The organism is Azospirillum oryzae (assembly GCF_900177515.1).
Taxonomy (GTDB): Bacteria; Pseudomonadota; Alphaproteobacteria; order Azospirillales; family Azospirillaceae; genus Azospirillum; species Azospirillum oryzae_A.
The window spans coordinates 38,309-58,598 of the sequence record NZ_FXAK01000006.1 but is presented as its reverse complement, the minus strand read 5'-3'; the positions used below and the strand labels follow the sequence as shown (position 1 = coordinate 58,598).

Here is a 20,290-nt window from a genome sequence, read left to right as displayed (position 1 = left end):
ATTCCTCCTCATGCGCCGTCTAGGCGCGAGTGATTTTTGCCATGACAACATGATTGAATGATGATACAGCGGTTAATTTTTCTCTCTATAAAATATAACTCTTACAATTCTCGAAATATCTTTCTGGCTATTATTGAATGCATTCTTAATTACCGCAATTATTATTTCGGGATTCTTTTTCATTCAAGTCGTATGAGCGCGAGAACGAGGTGAGTGGCAGCGACGAAGGTCTCTGCTATCTCATTATGACGTGTTGCGATTGCGCAGTCCGTTATAACGGTGACGAATGAGTTGCGGCGCAGGAGGCGATTGCACAATCACGGCGCAAGGTCAGGCGGCGTGACACCCGCCTGGGCTGCTGCGAGTTGAACCGAAAGGATTGCGCTCTGAACAATGATGTCTTGTTGCGTCCGGATTGCCTTCTGCATATCCGCGGACTTTGTTGCCGACGTCACCTTCGCCTGCTCACGGCCGTCAACCGCTTGCTGGTAGGCAACAAGCGCCTTGCGATAGGCCTCCAAACCCGTCAGACGCGCTGTCAATGCGGTCCGTCGCTCCTCCTCCGTCGGAAAGAGATCGCGACGCAGCGCCGTAGCAATGTCGTCGCCCTGCTTGCCGGACAACAGCGTGCCAAGCGCTGCAAGAACCGGCCGGCCGTTCCGGACTTCGACGATGCGCATCTCGATGTTGAGGATGCCCGGCGCTACTGCGGCGGCGGTGGTGGAGGCGGCGGTCCATAGCATCTCCGGTGTCCGCGGGTCCTGCTCCCGGAACACAAGCGAAGTCTGGCCGGGTACGACGATGCCGATTGGCAGCGTCCCCCGACTCGCCTTGTCCGAAGCCAGGGAATTGGGTGCCGAATTGATGCCGAATTCGACAAAGAGGCCACGTTCATCTCCGACCTGTCTCGTGTCCAGCCCTGCTTCGTACTGGAGGATCGTCGGGCGCAGGCGGTAAACTCTGCCGTCCGGGCTGGTAACGAGTTTTGCTTCGAGGAACAGCACCGGACGCTCAGCCAGGAAGATGCCGCGGCTGCCGAACTCACGGGAGAGATCCTCGGCGTTCAGGCCCAACGTCTCGGCGAGCGTCGGTGATGCGGCGCCAGCCGATGCGGTATCGCGACCGGATGCGAAGCGGGCCAGCACAAGCTGGACGCATTCGGGCAGGCCCGCCCGCCCCATCGCCGCCGGCGGGGCGGGTTCCGCTTCGGTGATGGACCGACCGACGGCACCGGCGGCGGCTGTACCGACGCCGCCTGCGGTGTAGGCGTGCGCGGCATAGACCGCCACGGCCCGCTCGGCACCGGCACGGGTCAGTATCTTTCCCAAGGAGTCGATGGCGAAATCTAGGAAGATCGGTGCCAGAGCGGCAATCGCCGCGCCGGCCTCCTTGGGGTTATAGATACACCGTCCGGTGAACATGCGGGCGGTCTCTCCCGTCACCGGCCCACCAAGCGCCTGAGGGCTGTCGTAAGAGATACTACGCCCATCAACGCTAAGCGTCCCCGTTGATGATGTGTCACCGAGGAGGCCACATCCATTGAGCGTCACCACGACGCTCACCACCATAGCGGCGCGCAGCGCGGGAAACCCAGCCGGCTTCACCATGAGTTGATCTCCTGTAAGCGTCTGGGTGTCAGGTGAATTCCGGCATTGACGCTACGCAGCGCCGGGTGCTCCGCCCCGGTGAAACCGAAGGCATGGATGCCCACCATCTCCTGGGTACCGGCAAGCACGATCGGGCCGCCGCTCTGCCCGTCGTCGGTGTCGATCCCACGGTAGAAGATGCGGCCGTCATGGATGTCAGTGACGGTACCGCGGTGGCGCAGGATCGCTGTATGGCGGGCCGCAGTTCCGAAATGCTCGCTGTAGCCGATGACCTCGATCTCCCGCTGCAGCAGATCCGCCGCCCCCAGGGCCAGCGGGCGGAGCATGAGCCTGAAGCGGCGGGCCGCTTCGAGCCTCAGCCCGATCAGTTCGGCGCCGCCATCGTCGATGGCCGTGCGGAGTACGGTGTAACGGTCGGCGTTCAAGGCCTCCAGTACGTCTTCCGACGGCTTTCCGCGGAAATGCCGCATCAGGCGGATTGCCGTACCATCCAGGTTATGGGCGACTGAGAGCAGCAGGTTGGGGCCGACCACGAACGCGGTTCCGGGAATTCCGGAGGCGGTGGTGAGAGCGAAGACGGCGCCGTGACGCGGATCCTGCTCCCGCAGTTCCTCACGCTCGTCCGTTCCACCCGCAATTGACTCTACCATCGATAGGCGACCCTGCCCCGCGACTTCGCCGGTGATCCAGCGGCCCTCTCCCGGCATGGCGGCGGCCATCGACCCCGTCTTTGACCCGCTGCGGTCGGGAAAACCCGTCGTCGAAGGGAATGAGGAGCGGACCGGTTTCGGCTGCGCCGACGATCGGGGGGCGACGGCGGCGCCCGCTTCGATTTCCACCGATCCATGCGCGGCAACGGTGCCGCCGCTGAACGGCCGTTCAGCTGCCTTGCGGCCTTCCTCCAATACGCTTTCGATCAGGCGTGCCCACGAACTGCCGGGGTCCGCCTCTGTGGCCACCCTTTGCAGGTCACGCACGAGGCGCGACACGCGGATGCCCTCGTTCGCGAGCCAGCGTACATCTTCGAGATCGGCTTCGGCCGCCGAACGGGCCGGGCCGGACTGGTGCACCCACAAACCGTCCTTGTCCAGTTCTGGAACAGCCGAATGGTGGAGTGCGATCACTTCCCAAAAATCGTTGAAGACAGGTGAGCCGGATGATCCCGGTTCGGTGTCGCCGGTATAGTGGAGGATATGGTCGGGATCGTCCGGCAGCGGCAGCAGGGTGCTCTCGCGGAACACCACCTCCTTACGCCGCCCCTGGGGATGCTGGATGATGTTGACCGGCTGTCCCGCCATGATCTTACCGACTTGACCGACCAGCGGCAGCCACCCATGGCTTTCTATGGCGCCGCCGTCCTCTCCCCGCGGCGCCACCGCCACCAAGGCATAATCGAGCTGCTTGCTGGTGATGAAGAGCCGCTCCGGCTCCAGACGGAACACCTCGCCCCGTTGTTCGCGGAACCCCATGTCGAGTTCATAGTCGAACTGAACCGCTGACATCTCAGCATCGCGGGGATTGCCTAGCACATGCTCGTTGGTGATCAGCACCCCTGGCGCCACCAGGAAGCCGCTGCCGAAGCCCGCCGCCTGCGGCCAGGTGACGATGCGGCCAACGCTCCGCGCGACCCGGTCGGCGCGCTTCAGGAACAAAACCGACAGGAACTCTTTCGCTGCTCCGATGATGCGTTCGTTGAGCACCTGGCGGACCGATCCGCCTTCCGGCCCTTCGGTCCCATGCAGCATGTCGCGCACCAGGGGCGGCAACTCCCGCTGTGCGAAGGTCGGCAGCGCCTCAAGGCCCTGGCGGACTCGCCTGACATAGTCACTGATCCGCCCCTCCTCCTCAGCGGGTGCGTACATGTTGCCCGCCGCCCGCGTTGCGGCGCGTTTGCGCTTGGCCGCGGCGTCACGCCAGTGCTTCGCGGCGGCCATGGCCCGGTCCCGGTCAAAGGCCGGAAAAACCTCGGGGACGCCAATGCCCTTCGACCGTGGCCGGACCGCCTCAGACGCCACAAGAGGCGGTGGAACCAATCTCCGGGAAACCGGTGATGGGTCGGGATCGAACATGCCGGCACCGAAGCTGTCCAGCACCGCCATCTCCGTGGGCCGGCCGAGCAATTCTTGGGCATGCGCTTCCGCCTCCCGACGGACCATGGCCTCGTCAACGGTTTGTTGCGGCATGATGCTTTCGGTTGTCCGCGTTGGCAGCCGATCGGTCGCACCATGCTTGATCAAGTCGGCAACCGCGCCGATAACCGGAAGCTGATTGCAGAGCCAACCGTGGGCTCCCTCAAAATAGAAGCGGGGCACATTGGCGAATTCGGCCAATTCGCGTGGCACCGTGCCGTCGCCATCCCTGCTGCGGTCGTAAACGATCACGCCGTCTTTGACGGACGCGTGCTGGATCGTTTCCTGTCCCGTTCCTATGATCTGGAAGAATCGCCCGTCAGGTGCGGGAAGGCTCGCCCTTGCTTTGCGGGCACGCTCGAGTGCCTCCTTGATCGGCCGGATGCCGGTGGAAGGCCAGAACTTGTGATCGAAAAAATCCTCATCCGGCCGGAGTTCCGGCGATGGCAGCATCTGCAGTAGGCCGGGGAAGTCACGGAGAAAGTCGCTTGTGATTTCCTCAGCGGTCCTCGTCTGGTCAAGGCGCGCCAGGAAATGCACCAGGCTGTGCTCGAGCCGAAACACCTGAACGGGGGAATAGGACCCGTGGTTCGGGGTGCCGATGGTGATCACCCGCGCGATGGTCCTGCGCTCCGGATCAAGTGACGCCATGCCGCGGGCCACCAATCCGCCCATGCTGTGACCGACCAACGTCGCGCCGACGACCTCGCCTGCCTTAAACCTTTCCATCAACCGGTGCGCACAGTCCATTGGCGTGCGTCTCCAGTCGTAAGGCAGGAACTCCACCAGAAAACCTGCCCCGATCAGGCGCAGTTTCATGCGGAGATAGGCGGTCAACAACACACCAGTCGCGACAACCCGATCATCGTTTTCCGACCATTTGAGCTTCGAAACACCGCCCAGAATGAGATCGTCGGGATCGACCCAAATGAGATCGTTGAACGGAAACCGTTGCAGCGACAATTTTGACCCTACGATGCCGGGCAAGATGAACACCGTCTGAGCGGTGGTCTCGCGCAGCATGGGGCTCTTGCTCATCGTTCTGGCGGTCTGCCTTAAATCTTCGTAGAGCAGGTCGCCAAAGAGTTGCCGGAGTTCTGCTTCGCGCGTACCGGTTCTGAGGAAATCTTCCACCTGTGTGTCAGCTAGGTACTCCATCATGGCGCCCCTCCCAAAGACCATGGGATCCGTCCATAAAAGGGCGGCCGTTGATCTCGTGAGATCAGCATTTGCCAGCAATCACCGAAATTCTATATATCTTTTGATCGCAAAAGTGTTGCCATGACGCCCGGATCGGAATATTCGTGGTGCTTGATGGATTAGTTTTGACACTTATAGGTGTATACTATCTGGGTTACTACCTTGCTGTGAAATCTAATCAGAATTTTCCAGATAGGGGTCACGCCATAGGACGGGCGACAATATACGTCGCCATTATCAACCAAAGACAGCTACTGCGGAGCGAATGCTGATCCCGCCATCCTTGGTCCGCCGGAGTTGGCGCCCGACAGCGTAACGAAAGACGGCCGGAAGCTGGAGAGCTGGAGGAACGCGGGACCAAAGGGTTTGGATCACCGTCCGCCCCTTGCGGGTCCGGCGTTGGGCCTGACCTGCCACCGTGCGCTGGGACCAGCGGAAGCCGATCTCGCCGAAATACAGGTCAGCATGGTCGGGGCTGATGTGATGGAAGACGCCGGCGATCGTGCGCCGGACACGATCGTTGAAGCCCTCGGCCGAGTTGGCATGCACGCTGCCGCGAACATACTCGCGCTGGGAATGGCGGACCGTATCGTGCGCTGCGAATGCGCTGCCGACGGCGACGAACGCCTTCCATTCGTCGCTCATCAAGTGCGCATCGGGATCGACAGCGGCTTCCAACACCCGCTCGGCCTCGTCGAGCGACAGATCGGCGACCACGGCGGCACGGGCCTCGCCCGCCGGTGTCCCCGGCTCCCGACCGCTTGGCCGCTGGACGACCGCAAGTGCGGGAGTCTTCGTCGTGCGGGGCTGGCCCTTGCGTCCTCGCCCCAGCTTGGGAGGGTTGGGATCCCGCCGCGGCTTGGCGCCGAAGTGGAATTCGTCGATCTCCACCGTCCCGCCCAGCGGATGGTCGCGCAACACCAGAAGCCGCAGGACGTGACCCATCCGCCATGCCGTCGGCTGGCTGACGCCGAGTGCTTCGGCCAGACGGATGGACGAGATGCCCTTGTCCGATTGCAGGATGAACCAAAGCCCCATGAGCCAAGTCCGCAACGGCAGCTTCGTTCCATGCAATGGGGTTCGCGTTGTCACAGTGAACTGGAAGCGGCAGTCCGGATTGCAGCACTGATAGAGCCCGGGCCTGGACCGTCGTCCCATGTCGCGCCCCGCCAGCGTGATCGAGCGCCGCGAGCCGCAAGCCGGACAGAGCCGTCCGTTCGGCCACACCATCGCCTCAACCAGCCGGCGGCACTGCGCCTCGTCTCCGAACGCTTCGGTCATCTCCGCCACGGTCCGGATGGCCGTCAGCTCTTCCAGCACCGATCCCATCGTCCCCTCCGTGCTCGATGGCTGAGAGTCGCACGTAAACGCTGGAAGAGCTACGCTTTACTGTGTTTGGTTGATAATGGCGGCGTATAATTTCGTCCGTCCTATGGCGTGACCCCCTGATGGTAATTCTCCTTCTACACTGATTAATATGCTCCTCCTTGCGGGAAGAGGTAGTTGTCTTCCCGCAAGGTCGTTCTATCCGATGGAGGAAACCGTAGTGGGGCTGGCAGAGCCTTCGCTTCTGGTCGCAAGAGCGAAGCCCCTGTACTCACAAGCCGGTGTACATCAGATGATTGGAGACCTCGCTTGCACTGATGCCCATCACGTGCACGGTGCTGTACACCATCCCCCGATATCCGGTCTCAATGATGCAGGCATTGGTGCCATTGTCGTTGATGGTGAGGGGAACGCCACCGGTATAGATGCGATCCCCATCAGACGCGCGGAAGTCGTAGATGTAGTCAACGCTGTCGGTGCCACCAGTGATGTCGAAGATATCGGCACCGCCACCGCCCCACATGGTATCGTTTCCGCTCCCTCCTGAGAGCGTGTCATTGCCATCTCCGCCATAAAGGGCGTCGTTCCCGGCTTCGCCGAACAAGACCTCGGAGGCGTCATCCGCCTGCAAAGTATCATTGCCATCACCGCCTGCCAGCGTGTCGGACCCGCCAAGCCCGACGATGAAGTCGTCGCCCGCATCTCCCTGAACCATATCGGCCCCCAAGGTTCCATAACGCCCGGAGCCAAGGGTGTCGCCGCCAAAGGCCTTCCAATCATTGCCGTTTGCCTGCACCCAGCCGGCAACCTGGGCCAGACCGACGCCCTGCAGTGTGATCGTGCCGTGGGAGGGCATGTGATCGACGCTCGGCCCGTCCGCATATTGCAGAACGGTGCTGCCGTTCACCTCGTCAATGGCGATGAGATGGGCGGGAGCACGCAGGGTATCCTCACCAAGAGTGAAATCCTGGACAAGAAGGTTGAAGCTCTGCGCGATATGCATGCCCTCGAAGACGGCTGACATGGTGTCTTGTCCGGCTCCGCCGTTCATTGTGCCGTTGGAGGCGGAGAGCAGATCATTGCCGAATCCGCCATCGAGCGAGTCATCGCCCCAGCCCCCGATCAGCGTGTCATCGCCGCCCATGCCGTAAAGCGTGTCATCTCCCCAGCCGCCGTCGAGGCGGTTGTTGCCGGAATTGCCGGTAAAGGACTCGCTCGACTGGTTGCCGGTGATCGAGCCGTTCAGAGAGGCGCTGTCCTCGCTCAGGATCACCTGCTCCACCCCGTAGGGATTGCCCCAGGAGCCGGAGACGACGACCGTGTCGGTGTCGGTGCCCATGGTGGCGTCCTCGACGACCAGATCGCCGTCTCTGACATAATAGATGTCGCTCCCCGCGCCGCCGGACAGCGTGTCGGCCGCGCTGTCGATGCCGGCGAACAAGGTGTCGTTGCCGGCCCCGCCTTCGAGCAGGTCGGCGCCCTCCGCACCGTCCAGCAGGTCATTGCCGGCCCCGCCCGTCAGGGTCTCATCGGCGGACGTGCCGAAGACCACCCGGCCGCCGGAGGTATCACCGGTGAAGGCGGCCCAGTCATTGCCGTGGTTGCGCACCCATTGCGCCACGGCCGTTAGTGGCACGCCTGCAAGGGTGAGGGTGCTTGCCCCCACCAGTTCCGCGCCGATGCCATACCCAAAGGTCAAGACGGCGCTGCCATCCCGATCGTCAACGCGCTTGAGCGAGTGCAATACGTTCAGCCGGTCGACGCCGAGTTCGAAGTCGGTGATGGTGACCGCGAAGCTGCCCATCTGCTGGCCGGAGGTGTAGATCGTGAAGGCGTCGGCACCGCTGCCGCCGGTGGCAAGACCGCGGGAGAGATGGATGTCGTCGTCACCGTCTCCGCCGGAGATGGTGTCCACGCCCGACCCGCCATAGCCCATGCCACCATACAGCGTGTCATTGCCTCCCTTGCCGTCGATGACATCATCGCCTTGGCTTCCGTCGATGACATTGTCTCCGGCGTTGCCGATGAGCGTCTCTTTCGCATAGTTGCCGGTGATCGAGCCATTCTGCGAGGCAGTGTCCTCGCTGAGGATCACATGCTCCACCCCATAGGGGTTGGTCCAGGAGCCGGAAACGATGACGGTGTCCGTGCCGCCGGCGTCATCCGGCTCTTCGATGACCTGATCGCCGGTGCCGACGATGTAGGTGTCGTCGCCGGTACCGCCGTAAAGCGTGTCGGCCGCGCTGTCGGCACCGGCAGTCAAGGTGTCGTTGCCGTCCCCGCCATACAGGACGTCGGCTCCGCCCTTGCCGTCGAGGACATCGTTGCCGGCCCCGCCGGTCAGGGTCTCGCCCCCATCGGTGCCGTAGATCACGCGACCGCCCGAGGTGTTGCCGGTGAAAGCCGCCCAGTCATTGCCGTTCTGGCGCACCCATGCCGTCACCGCCTCGGCCGTCACGCCGCTCAAGGTCAACCGCGCCGTTCCGGTCATCGGAACGTTCGGGTTCTCCACGAAGCCCAGAACGGCATTGCCATTGACCTCTTCGATCCCTGTGAACATCCAGGGAATCGAGAGCGTGTCCTGTCCAAGAACGAAGTCGCCGATGGTTGCGCTGAACGCGCCACCCAGATGGTTGCCTCCCCAGGCGGCACGGAACACATCTGCTCCCTCACCGCCATAGGCCAGGCAAGCGCCGTCGTTCGACAAGGTGATGGTGTCGTCGCCAGCATCACCATAGATGGTGTCGGCCCCCCGGCCGCCGCTCAACGTGTCATTGCCGGCCCCACCGCGGATAGTTTCATTGCCCCAGCCGCCGCTGATGAGGTTGTTCCCTGAATTGCCGATCAGCTCCATGGGGAGCATGCCGCCGCTCAAGGAGCTGTTCTGTGCCGCCTCAGCCTCATTCAGCACGACCCGTTCGATGTTCATGATCGTGTCGGCGTTCCACCCGCCAGAAACGATGATCGTGTCTGTGCCCTCATTGGCGTTTTCCACAACCACATCATTGGGGCCGCTGACATAGTAGGTGTCGTTCCCCGCTCCGCCGTAGAGGGTATCGGCTGCCGCATCCATGCCGCCTATGAGCGTGTCGTCGCCCGCCTCACCATAAATCTGATCGGCACCCGCCCCGCCGTCGAGCTGGTCGTTTCCGCCATTGCCATGGATCTCGTTGTTCCCGGCATTTCCCTCAATGATGTTGGCGAGGTCATTGCCGGTGGCAAAGCCGTTGGAGACCGCCCCCACCTCCTGCAAGGTGAGGTTTTCCAGGTTCGCACCAAGCGTCCAGGAGACCTTGGCCACCACCTCGTCCACGCCCTCCCCGGCGGCTTCGGTGATGACATCCTCCGGGCCGTTGACCCAGTACACGTCGTCTCCGCTGCCGCCGAGCAGCGTGTCGGCGGCGGTGTCGTCGCCGGCATAAAGGGTGTCGTTGCCCGCCCCGCCGACGATCGTGTCGGATGCGGTGTTGCCGCCGAGGATGTCGTCACCATCCAGGCCGGAGATGATGTTGGTGCCGGCTGCGGCCCAGATGATGTCGGCGCCGGGGGTGCCGGTGTAGGTCCTGGTGGCGGGGTCGCCGCCGGTATCCCCTCCTGTACCGCCGCCGGTGCTGGCGCCGGTCAGCAGGACGTTGGCCTGGGTCAGCGCGCTGCGCTGCACGCCGGCGAGCTTCACCGCGCTGGTTGGGCCGAGGGTGACGACGGTGTCGGCGCCCTCCTGGGTGGTCGCCGCCAGGAAGGACTGGAAGCTGGTGAAGGAGGCGATGGCACGGAGGTCCAGAACATCACCCCCGGCCCCCGCGGCGAAGCCGTTGATGTAGTCCCAGCCTTCGTTGGAGCGGAACACGAAGGTGTCCGAGCCGGCGCCGCCGCTCATGTAATCGTTGCCGCCACCCGCATCGATCGTGTCGTTGCCCGCCGTGCCGACGATGGCGTCGCGGGCGTCGGTGCCGGTGAACAGCTGACCGGGCGTGCCGCCGGGGGTGCCGCCCGTACCGCCGCTGGCGCTGTCATCATTGGTGATCACGCCAATGGCACTGGACGTCGCCACCGTCCAGCCGGAGCTCGGATTGGACAGCGTCACCGTAAAGCCTTCATCGCTTTCCTGGAGCGCATCGGCCAAGACAGGCAGGGAAATGGTGGCGGTGGCTTGGCCGGCGGCAAAGCTCAGCGTGCCCTGCGGCAGCGCATTGCCGGCGAAGTCCGCCGCGTCCGCCGCAGCCGTGCCGCTGCCGGCCACCGCCCACGTCACCGTTGAGGAAGCCGAGAGGTCGCCGCTACGCGTGACGGTGAACTGGTAGGCGGTGCTGCCCCCGCCGTTGCCTTCAGCAAGGCTCACCGTCGGCGGGCTAATGCTCACCGTGCCGCCCGTGGGTGGACGGACGGTGTCGTCGTTGGGGATCACACCAGTGGCACTGGCCGTCGCGATGCTCCAGCCGGCACTCGGGCTCGTCAGCGTGACCGAGAAGCTCTCGTCCGCCTCCTCGAGGGAATCCGCCAATACGGGCACGGAGATGATGGCGGTCGCTTGGCCGGCGGCAAAGGTCAGAGTGCCCTGCGGCAACACAGTGCCGACAAAATCGGCCGCATCTGCTGCAGTTGTGCCGCTGCCGACGACGGCCCAAGTGACCGATGAGGCGGCTGACAGATCGCCGCTGCGCGTGACGGTGAACTGATACGGGGTGCTGCCGCCACCGGTGCCTTCAGCAAGGCTCACCGTCGGCGGACTGATGCTCACCGTGCCGCCGGTTTCACCCCCTGTACCGCCGCCGGTGCTGGAGCCGGTCAGCAGGACGTTGGCCTGGGTCAGCGCACTGCGCTGCACGCCGGCGAGCTTCACCGCACTCGTTGAGCTGAGGGTGACAACGGTGTCGGCGCCCTCCTGGGTGGTTGCCGCCAGGAAGGACTGAAAGCTGGTGAAGGAGGCGATGGCGCGCAGGTCCAGAACGTCGCCTCCGGCACCCACAGCGAAGCCGCTGATGTAGTCCCAGCCTTCGTTGGAGCGGAACACGAAGGTGTCCGAGCCGGCGCCGCCGCTCATGTAGTCGTTGCCACCGCGCGCATCGATCGTGTCGTTGTTCGCCGTGCCGATGATGGCGTCGCGGGCGTCAGTGCCGGTGAACAGCTGACCGGACATGCCGCCGGGGGTGCCGCCCGTACCGCCGCTGGCGCTGTCATCATTGGTGATCACGCCAATGGCACTGGACGTCGCCACCGTCCAGCCGGAGCTCGGATTGGACAGCGTCACCGTAAAGCCTTCATCGCTTTCCTGGAGCGCATCGGCCAAGACAGGCAGGGAAATGGTGGCGGTGGCTTGGCCGGCGGCAAAGCTCAGCGTGCCCTGCGGCAGCGCATTGCCGGCGAAGTCCGCCGCGTCCGCCGCCGCCGTGCCGCTGCCGGCCACCGCCCACGTCACCGTTGAGGAAGCCGAGAGGTCGCCGCTACGCGTGACGGTGAACTGGTAGGCGGTGCTGCCGCCACCGTTGCCTTCCGCGAGCGTCACCGTCGGCGGGCTGATGCTCACCGTGCCGCCGCCGGATTCCCCTCCTGTGCCGCCGGTACTGGAGCCGTTCAGCAGAATGTTGGCCTGGGTCAACGCACTGCGCTGCACGCCGGCGAGTTTCACCGCGCTGGTTGGGCTGAGGGTAACGACGGTGTCGGCCCCCTGTTGCGTAGACGCCGCCAAAAAGGACTGGAAGCTGGTGAAGGAGGTGATGGCACGGAGGTCCAGAACGTCGCCCCCAGCGCCTGCGGAAAAATCCGCAATGACGTCCCAGCCTTCGTTCGCTCGGAAAACGAAGGTGTCAGACCCGGTACCGCCGACCGCATAATCATTGCCAATGCCGACGTCGATGAGGTCGTTGCCGGCGCCGCCAGCAATGTAGTCACGATCAGCCGTACCAGTGAGGGTATCGGCCCCGCTTCCTCCCAGGACATTTGCCATGTCCACTACCTCTTGTGACAATTTCAAGATAAAGTGACTTGAAGTTGCAATGAAGGAGCCCGTCCGAGCAAAGCCCCCTCGGGATAATCACTGATTGAGCGACCTTGCCAATTCGCTCACTTTAAGTGATATCCAGACAAGCCAGATGTGGTGTCTCGCCTCAGAAGGGGAGGTGCAGGAGAGTATCGGAACCTTTTCTCTCGCGATGAAAGTTGGCGTATCCGCCTGCACGGCGCGCCGCTCCGTGATCGCCGACGTCGACATGAGCCGCGCGGGACTGCGGCGCTCGACGACCAATCAGGCTGACCGCGGCGCTGTGGTGCCGCTGGTGGCCGCCCGCCACGCGGCGATGTGCTCATGCGCCGCCGTGCTCCGTTGGCTCGCGGTCGCTGGCGACGATCCCGGTCCGCTCTATATGCAGGCAACGCGAAACGAAGACCTGCGCGCCGGCCTGCACCGGCTTTCCGACCGCACCGTCGCCCGTATCGTGCAGAGCGCCCTGGGCGTGACGCCACCGGCTATACCGGCCACAGCCTGCGCCACGGCTTGGCCACCGCTGACGCCCAGAAACAGCACCCTCTGGCGGCTACCATGAAGCAAACCCGCCACAAGTCGGCGGACATGGCGCTGTCCTACGTCGCCGACGTGGAACTGTGGGCCAGCGTCTCTGGCGGCCTGTTCGACTGAGTGGAACCTAGGCCGAAAGTGCAAAAAGCGTGAGCTCTGTCGTGCTTTCTTCTCTGCCTCATGCGACAGGTCTCGAGCCAGAGAGGGCCGGCGGCGGGCTGTTGTGATCCGCTAGCTGAGCGCCTCCGAGGTCCTCAAGGACATGCTGGTATTCGCCCGGTGGCAGTGCGCGTGGATCCTCGGCCATGTGCCGTAAGGCAGCGAGGCCGGCCTCGGTGAAACGGGCCCGCAGCCAGTGGGCACCGTCATCCCGCAACTCCAGCAGTCCACGGTCCAGCATCCCCTGGATGACCGCTCCGGGCTTGGGCTGTCCCTTGTTCAGCCCGGTCGCCCACCGCTTCACCAGGATGCCGTTTTCCAGCCGAGGGGCCTGGGCAAAGCGCACCATGAATTCGTTGCGGATCAAAGTCCGTTCCCGCGACGTCAGGGTGGTGTCGCTCACCGGATCCTCTCCCTCAGTCCTGTCCGCGTGAGACGCGGAACCAATGCTCGGCATACTGCCGGCACAGTTCCGCCTCCACGCCATCTCCGATGCGTTCGGCATCGGCGGCCCGGCCAAGCCACTGGGCCTGCTTCTGGACTGCCGATCCAGTGACCCGGACCGGCGCAGGACGGACTCCACCGGCACCGGCAGACCGTGCCGTGCTGACCCTGGGTTGAGACGCTTGGCCACTGCGGGGGATGAGTGCTGACATTCAACCTATCGGGTGTCTTGGAGAAAACAAAGGGACGGCTTGGATGACCCAGTGCCGTTCCTCAGCCATTAGGCATTTGCGCTTTCCTGACTTGGCATCGCCAGAGTCTATCACACCGTCGATGGTCGTGGCGGTGCTCTATGATCTCGACTGCTCGCAGGTCAGGCTTCCCGACAAACACCCGCGTCAATGCAAGCCGCCAAGACAATGTCGGTGAGCGGCTGATGAAGCTCCTCGGGAAAGGTAACCGTCGGGCTCCACTGTCCATCAATGTCCCGATGAAGGGGCGAGGTGACAGAGGTGGCATGATTGCCATCCATGATCTCTCTCGATACGCGGAGGCCTCGAACCTTGAACTCGACGCCGTGGATGACAATGACGACGTCAACCAACGCCAGAAGCTTCCTACCAACAGGAGCCTTCCGGACCCTGACGACTTCAGCCAGGACTGTCTCTGCTTCACTCATTACAGTCTCATAATGCTCTTTACGGGTTGGTTATGCTGAAGGGGGCTGCTCTGGTCAATGCTCCCGACCGCCAATCCGACAGCTCTCTACATTTCAGCGGCGCCCCAGTGGTCAAGGGCAGCGGTGGCTGGACCGTTGACATCACCAAAATCCGGGCTGAGGTGGGCGACCCCCTGAAAGCCCGAATGGCACTCGGGACGGTGGATCGGCGCCCAATATCAACCAGCATCTGTACTCCGACATCTTGTTGGTTCATCGAAGGAAGAAGCTTGGTGGATGGTTCTCCATCAGCGTCGACGCAGGGCCACCCTACACAGGAAATTCTATCAGCTGATCAATGATATAGCTCGTTGATCTGTATGGCTGCAGTTGGCCGTCGACCGCGAATGCGGCTGGCCCGGCGTTCGGGAATCCTGCACAATCCCGGCATGAGCGGGCAAGCCATCGTGTCATCGACGGAGTCCCTGGCCGGGCTGGTGGAGCGCGTGACTTTCCACAGCGCCGAGACCGGCTTCTGCGTGCTTCGGGTAAAGGTCCGCGGGCACCGCGACTTGGTTGTCGTCGTCGCTCACGCCGCCATGATCTCATCCGGTGAGTGGATCCAGGCAAGCGGCAGCTGGGTCAACGATCGCACCCACGGCCTCCAGTTCAAGGCCACCTTCCTGAAGGCGTCCCAGCCGACGACGCTGGAGGGCATCGAGAAGTACCTGGGCTCCGGCATGATCAAGGGCATCGGCCCGGTCTACGCCAGGAAACTGGTGAAGGCGTTCGGTGAGGCGGTGTTCGACATCATCGAGGCCGAACCCGGTCGCCTGCGCGAGGTCACCGGCATTGGGCCCAGGCGGGCCGACCGCATCATCAAGGGATGGGCCGACCAGCGGGCGATCAGGGAGATCATGCTGTTCCTGCACGCCAACGGCGTCGGCACCTCCAGGGCGGTCCGCATCTACAAGACCTACGGGCAGGAGGCCATCCAACTCATCACCGAGAACCCATACCGGCTGGCCCGGGACATCCGTGGCATCGGCTTCAAGACCGCTGATGCCATCGCGGCCAAGCTGGGCATCGAGAAGACGGCCATGGTCCGCGTCCGGGCGGGCATCGGCTATGCCCTGGCCGAGGCGATGGACGAGGGGCACTGCGGCCTGCCTATGGAGGACCTGGAGAAGCTGGCCAGCGACCTCCTGGAGGTCGGCACCGACTTGGTGGCCGAGGCGCTGACGGACGAGCTTCGCGACGGCGCCGTCATCGCCGACCAACTGGAGGGCAGGGACTGCGTCTTCCTGGCTGGGCTGTACCGGGCCGAGCAAGCCATCGCTGCCCGGCTGCGGGGCCTTGCGGGCGGGACGCTGCCCTGGCCCGCCATCGACATGGACAAGGCGCTGGAATGGGTGGCAGGGAAGACAGGACTGACGCTGGCGCCGAGCCAGCGGGAGGCTGTCCGGCTTGCCTTGGCATCCAAGGTCATGGTCATCACCGGCGGCCCAGGCGTCGGCAAGACGACCCTGGTCAACTCCATCCTGAAGATCCTGGCCGCCAAGCACATCCGCATCCTGCTGTGCGCCCCGACCGGCCGGGCGGCCAAGCGGCTCTCGGAGAGCACCGGAATGGAGGCCAGGACCATCCACCGAATGCTTGCCTTCGACCCAGCCGCCGTAGGCTTCAAGCACAGCGAGGAGAACCGACTGGAGTGCGACCTGCTCGTCGTCGACGAGACGTCCATGGTCGATGTGCCGCTGATGAACGCGTTATTGAAGGCGACCCCCGACAGGTCGGCCCTGATCCTGGTCGGCGATGTCGACCAGTTGCCGTCGGTGGGGCCGGGGCAGGTGCTGGCCGACGTGATCGCATCCGGCGCCGTGCCCGTGGTGCGCCTGACCGAGGTCTTCCGACAGGCGGCGGCCAGCCGCATCATCGTCAATGCCCACCGCATCAACCAGGGCCAGATGCCGGATCTGACACCCATAGAGGGCTCGGACTTCTACTTCGTCGAGGCGGCGGAGCCCGAGGATGGTGTCCGCAAGCTCATTGAGGTCGTCAGGAATCGGATCCCGAAGCGCTTCGGCTTAGACCCCGTGCGCGATGTCCAGGTACTTTGTCCAATGAACCGTGGGGGCCTCGGCGCCCGATCGTTGAACGTGGAACTCCAGGCGGTGCTGAATCCGCCTGGCGATGTCCGGGTGGAGCGCTTCGGCTGGACCTACTGCTTCGGCGACAAGGTGATGCAGACCGAGAACGACTACGAGAAGGAGGTCTACAACGGCGACCTGGGCGTCATCACCGCAATCGATCCCGAGAACAGCGAACTGTTGATCGACTTCGACGGCCGTGAGGTCGCTTACGACTTCGGTGAACTTGACCGGGTGTCGCTGGCCTATGCGACGACGATCCACAAGAGCCAGGGCTCGGAATACCCGGCCGTTGTCATCCCGCTGGCGATGCAACATTGGACGATGCTCAGGCGCAATCTCGTCTACACCGGCGTCACCCGCGGGAAGAGGCTGGTCGTCATTGTGGGACAGCGGAAGGCGCTTGGAATGGCCGTACGATCACACCAGGAAGGGCGCCGGTGGTCAAAGCTGAAGGAGTGGCTGTTGGCAAAAGCAGCCTGACCGGTGCGGGACCGTTGTCCTCTTCCACAGGGGGAGCACGTCCGCTCCGGAATAGCTTGCTTCCCCGAGCAGGGGGGCGGCGCGTTGTCATCCCTATCAGCGATGACGGAAACGATTTCTCGGCACGGGTTGGGCGGGCGCGACAAGGTTGCCCAGGGCTTGACGGGGGCGGATGGCTGGTGGTCGCGCGGGGGAGGCAGGTTGCTCGGAACACTGGACCCGCGAGAGGCGGGTGGAGATCGAACCTCTCTGGTCCCGTGTTCCTCCAGCTCTCCAGCTTCCGGCCGTCTTCCGTTATGCTGTCGGGCGCCAACTCCGGCGGACCAAGGACGTCGGGATCAGCATCCGCTCCGCCGTAGCTGTCTTTAGTTGATAATGGCGACGTTGTTTAGCTGACACCTATCGCGCTGCCCTCAGGGAAGCCTACGGAATGACCGGGCGCCTATCCGCAATGCCTACTCGCTCCGGCTGCGCTTGGGCTGTTAAAAAAGCGGCGGCAGGCGGGACGGACCCCGGCGCCGGCCGGTGGCTGTTGGCCGGACTGGACCGCCCTGCATATCGGCGATTGAGCGGAACGGCGGGGGCGGGGCTTGGCAAGCGGGCTGCAGGAAGGCGAGATCAGGCAAGCCCTCCTGGAGGGCGGCCGCATCCGTAACGTTCTCATCGTCTCCAAATGCGTCGGCGCCGCCGTCGAGCACCTGGCCTATCTGCGGGCGAGCTGGCGGCGCGATTTCCTGCCCCTGCGCACCTGGAACGACCGCGGCGACCGCACTTACCGCGACCTCGACCGCCTGCTCACCCTCATCCGCGCCGACTTCGGCTTTGGCGGCTGCATTCCGGTCTACATCGCCGGCGACCCCAAGCTCGCCCGCTACAAGGCGTTGGCCCGGGAACTGCCGGTCGCCGGCCCGCTGCCGCCCCACTGCGGCACCGCTGGGCTAAGGGGGTGAGTAGCAATGTAATGGGAAACCTAGGTAAGCCCCCACCAAGCTGCAGCAGTCTGTCCGATTCGCACTTCATGCCCCTGCCTATAGAGCTAAACGTCTCCAACCAAACCAACTTATTCACAGGAATCTGGTTGCGAGAGAGTGGAGTCTGGTTGGCGCGAATCAGCTTATTCAGTGGAATCTGGTTGCTAAGCAAATAGATATAATTCAAATAGCTTTCGAATAGCCCCGCAACCAGATTCCACCCTTGACCGGAGCCATTGGCATCTGCCGAATGCGTGCTATGGGGAACATCCACCATCTCATCACAGCCCATGGGCTGGAACGTGCACGCAACCTTGCCGACACCAAACTGGAACGGCAAGAACTGGAGATCGCTGCCGCCGTCCTCGCTGATGAAGGTGAAAGCCTGGGCATTTGCCATGCGGGCTTTGCCCTGACCTCCCTGCCTCACAAGAACACACCAGAACGGCTGTGGCGCAGGGAGGGGCACCGCGTCACGCTGCTGGTGGAATCTGGTTGCACGGAGAAAGGCGAGCTGATCGGCGTGCCCTACGGCTCCAAAGCGCGCATGATCCTAATCTACCTCCAGACCCAAGCCCTCCGGACAGGATCGCGGGAGGTGGAACTCGGGCGATCCATGAAGGCATGGATGACCGCCATGGGGATCGGTGCCATAGGTGGCGCGACCTACAAGGCCGTGACCGAACAGGCCAAGCGAATCTCTGCCTGCCGCCTGACCTTCTTCAGCGATCAGGGCGGCGCTCGCCAACGTGATAATGGCGCATTCGTTGACAGCGCGATTGAACTGACCGGTGCCCTGAACGACGACGCTCAACCAATGCTGTGGCGTGAGACGGTCAAGCTCAACGAGGCGTTCTATCACTCCCTGATTGAACACCCGGTGCCGGTCTCGGAAGCCGCGCTGCGGACCATCGGCAACAAATCCCTGTCGATCGACATCTATGTGTGGCTCGCCTACCGCCTGCATAGCCTCAGCAAGCCAACACCCGTCTCCTGGCAGGCACTGTACGCGCAGTTCGGCGCCGGCTGCGCTTCTCTGCGCACTTTCAAGCAGCCGTTCACCGAGGCGCTGCGCATGGCTCTAGCCGCTTATCCGGACGCCCGGGTCGGAGTGGAATCTGGTTGCATCATGCTGCACCCCAGCCGGCCGCCGGTCACGAAGCGGCTGGCTGGGGCCGTGTCATGAAGATCATCGCTGTTGTCTCGCCAAAGGGCGGCAGCGGAAAGAGCACGCTGACACGCAACCTCGCTGCTGCTGCTGCTGGTGACGGGGTACCGGTGGCGGTCATCGACACTGATGCGCAGGGGACTTCCGCCGAATGGGCCCGTGTGCGGGCTGATGCCGACGCTGTGCCAGTTCCAGGGTTCACCGCCGAAACCTCCGCCGCGGCGCGACGGGCTGATGCGGCCGGCGCACAGCTCGTCCTGGTCGACACCCCCACTGCAATCGAGAAGGACCCGGAGGGCTTCAAGGCCTTGGTGCTGGCGTCGGAATTGGTGGTGATCCCCACCCAGGCGCTGCCTGACGATGTACGCTCGGTCGAAACGATCATGCGCGCCGTCCAGGCTCTTGATCGGCCGGCGATCTACTGCCTCAACCGGGTGAAGCCGCGGGTAAAAGAGACCGACGGAGCTCGCCTCCGGCTGATCCGCTCCGGCGATGTGGCGGCGGCGGCGATCCCCGACAGCGTCGACGTGGTGCGCGCGATGGCTAATGGCTATGGCGTGACGGAGGTCGGCGGACGCGGGGCGGATGAGGTCGCCGCGCTGTGGCAGGAAGTCCGGCGGAGGATCGGCCTGTGACTCCGACGGCAAAGCCGGCCCGCAAGAAGCTGGGCTCAGCATTCGGCGACGATGGCTTGGTGCCGGCAGAGCGCCACCGGGACACCCGCGGCGATCTTCTGTTGTCTGCCCGGATCAAATTAGAAACGCGTCGCGAATTTATAGAGGAAATCGGGCGCCTGTGGAAACGGGCGAACGACGCCTTCCTCGACGTCGGCCGCCACTTGATTGAAGCGAAAGCGCGCCTGGAGCATGGCGAGTTCGGCGAGATGGTGGAGCGGGACATGCCGTTCAGCCACCGCACGGCCAACATGCTGATGAAGGTGGCGGAGGCGGTCGACACTGGCGCGCTGCCCTTCCCCGCCGATCAGCTGCCCCCTTCATACGCGACGGTCTACGAGGTCGTGACCTTGAAACCGGAGGAACAGCAGCAGGCTGTGGCCGCCGGGTTGGTCAATCCTACCGTGCGGCGCGAAGACGTCGTCGCGTTCCGCCGGCAACTGCGCGTGCAAGCGTCGCGGCCGACCAGCTCACCCAGCCGAAAGGCGCTGGAGAAGGAACTAGCAAAGCTAAAGGTGGAGGAGCGCCGCATCCGGGAGCGACGCACTGAGATCGAACATATGCTGTCCAATTTGGAAGACTGATTTATCAGCGGAGCCGATGCCGTTCCGGCGTTCCGCATTGAGTATCCAGTTCGCCCTGCGATAGTTCATCCGGGACCCTGTGATGGAGCGTAGCGCAGTCTAGCAGCGCATATGCTTTGGAAGCAGAGGATCGCGGTTCGAATCCTGCCGGATCTACCATGCAGCAGTCCACACAGGTTTCCCTACCTCTTGCTGGCCGCCTCGGTCCGGTCTGACCCCCTCCTCA

The 20,290-nt window shown here is 63.6% G+C and carries 13 protein-coding genes and 1 pseudogene; 7 read left to right on the top strand and 7 right to left on the bottom strand.

The genetic code is table 11. The features are described 5' to 3' along the window. Positions 1 to 317: 317 nt before the first annotated feature. The 4 genes from B9N97_RS12450 to B9N97_RS12435 form a co-directional block, all read right to left on the bottom strand. Positions 318 to 1,607, bottom strand: coding sequence for a hypothetical protein (locus tag B9N97_RS12450; protein WP_143266671.1), 1,290 nt, complete (start codon positions 1,605 to 1,607; stop codon positions 318 to 320). Then, positions 1,601 to 4,897, bottom strand: coding sequence for a trypsin-like peptidase domain-containing protein (locus B9N97_RS12445; protein ID WP_167393292.1), 3,297 nt, complete (start codon positions 4,895 to 4,897; stop codon positions 1,601 to 1,603). The genes B9N97_RS12450 and B9N97_RS12445 overlap by 7 nt, the downstream gene beginning before the upstream one ends. A 276-nt stretch (positions 4,898 to 5,173) precedes the next feature. Beyond that, positions 5,174 to 6,265, bottom strand: a complete 1,092-nt coding sequence (locus B9N97_RS12440; protein WP_085086868.1) for an IS1595 family transposase — start codon at positions 6,263 to 6,265, stop codon at positions 5,174 to 5,176. Between the two features lie 268 nt (positions 6,266 to 6,533). Beyond that, on the bottom strand, positions 6,534 to 12,206 hold the full coding sequence (locus B9N97_RS12435; protein WP_085086866.1) for a Calx-beta domain-containing protein: 5,673 nt from the start codon (positions 12,204 to 12,206) through the stop codon (positions 6,534 to 6,536). Between the two features lie 94 nt (positions 12,207 to 12,300). On the opposite strand from B9N97_RS12435, the gene B9N97_RS12430 reads away from it, so the two are divergent. Beyond that, complete coding sequence (locus tag B9N97_RS12430) at positions 12,301 to 12,801, top strand: site-specific integrase (RefSeq protein WP_085086864.1); 501 nt, start codon at positions 12,301 to 12,303, stop codon at positions 12,799 to 12,801. Between the two features lie 150 nt (positions 12,802 to 12,951). On the opposite strand, the gene B9N97_RS12425 is transcribed toward B9N97_RS12430, so the two are convergent. The 3 genes from B9N97_RS12425 to B9N97_RS34955 all read right to left on the bottom strand — a co-directional run bounded on the left by B9N97_RS12425 (position 12,952) and on the right by B9N97_RS34955 (position 13,980). Continuing rightward, entirely contained in the window at positions 12,952 to 13,335 is a 384-nt protein-coding gene (locus B9N97_RS12425) for a hypothetical protein (protein WP_085086862.1), read from the bottom strand. A gap of 13 nt (positions 13,336 to 13,348) precedes the next feature. Next, positions 13,349 to 13,588, bottom strand: a complete 240-nt coding sequence (locus B9N97_RS12420; RefSeq protein ID WP_085086860.1) for a DUF4167 domain-containing protein — start codon at positions 13,586 to 13,588, stop codon at positions 13,349 to 13,351. A gap of 161 nt (positions 13,589 to 13,749) precedes the next feature. Continuing rightward, on the bottom strand, positions 13,750 to 13,980 hold the full coding sequence (locus B9N97_RS34955; RefSeq protein ID WP_143266667.1) for a hypothetical protein: 231 nt from the start codon (positions 13,978 to 13,980) through the stop codon (positions 13,750 to 13,752). A 503-nt stretch (positions 13,981 to 14,483) separates the two neighbouring features. Between B9N97_RS34955 and recD2 the strand changes: the two genes are divergently transcribed. The 6 genes and pseudogenes from recD2 to B9N97_RS12390 all read left to right on the top strand — a co-directional run bounded on the left by recD2 (position 14,484) and on the right by B9N97_RS12390 (position 20,064). Next, positions 14,484 to 16,667, top strand: a complete 2,184-nt coding sequence (gene recD2, locus B9N97_RS12410; protein WP_085086892.1) for an SF1B family DNA helicase RecD2 — start codon at positions 14,484 to 14,486, stop codon at positions 16,665 to 16,667. Between the two features lie 244 nt (positions 16,668 to 16,911). Further along, a pseudogene (locus tag B9N97_RS36235) lies at positions 16,912 to 17,040 on the top strand (IS1595 family transposase); the annotation flags it as partial. Between the two features lie 217 nt (positions 17,041 to 17,257). Further along, positions 17,258 to 17,617 (top strand): hypothetical protein, encoded by a 360-nt coding sequence (locus B9N97_RS12405; RefSeq protein ID WP_085086856.1) that lies wholly within the window; start codon positions 17,258 to 17,260, stop codon positions 17,615 to 17,617. Positions 17,618 to 17,897: 280 nt separating this feature from the next. Next, complete coding sequence (locus B9N97_RS12400) at positions 17,898 to 18,824, top strand: replication protein RepA (RefSeq protein ID WP_085086854.1); 927 nt, start codon at positions 17,898 to 17,900, stop codon at positions 18,822 to 18,824. Beyond that, entirely contained in the window at positions 18,821 to 19,441 is a 621-nt protein-coding gene (locus tag B9N97_RS12395; RefSeq protein WP_085086852.1) for a ParA family protein, read from the top strand. The genes B9N97_RS12400 and B9N97_RS12395 overlap by 4 nt, the downstream gene beginning before the upstream one ends. Further along, positions 19,438 to 20,064, top strand: a complete 627-nt coding sequence (locus B9N97_RS12390) for a DUF3102 domain-containing protein (protein WP_167393291.1) — start codon at positions 19,438 to 19,440, stop codon at positions 20,062 to 20,064. Before B9N97_RS12395 ends, B9N97_RS12390 begins: the two co-directional genes overlap by 4 nt. Positions 20,065 to 20,290: the final 226 nt, after the last annotated feature.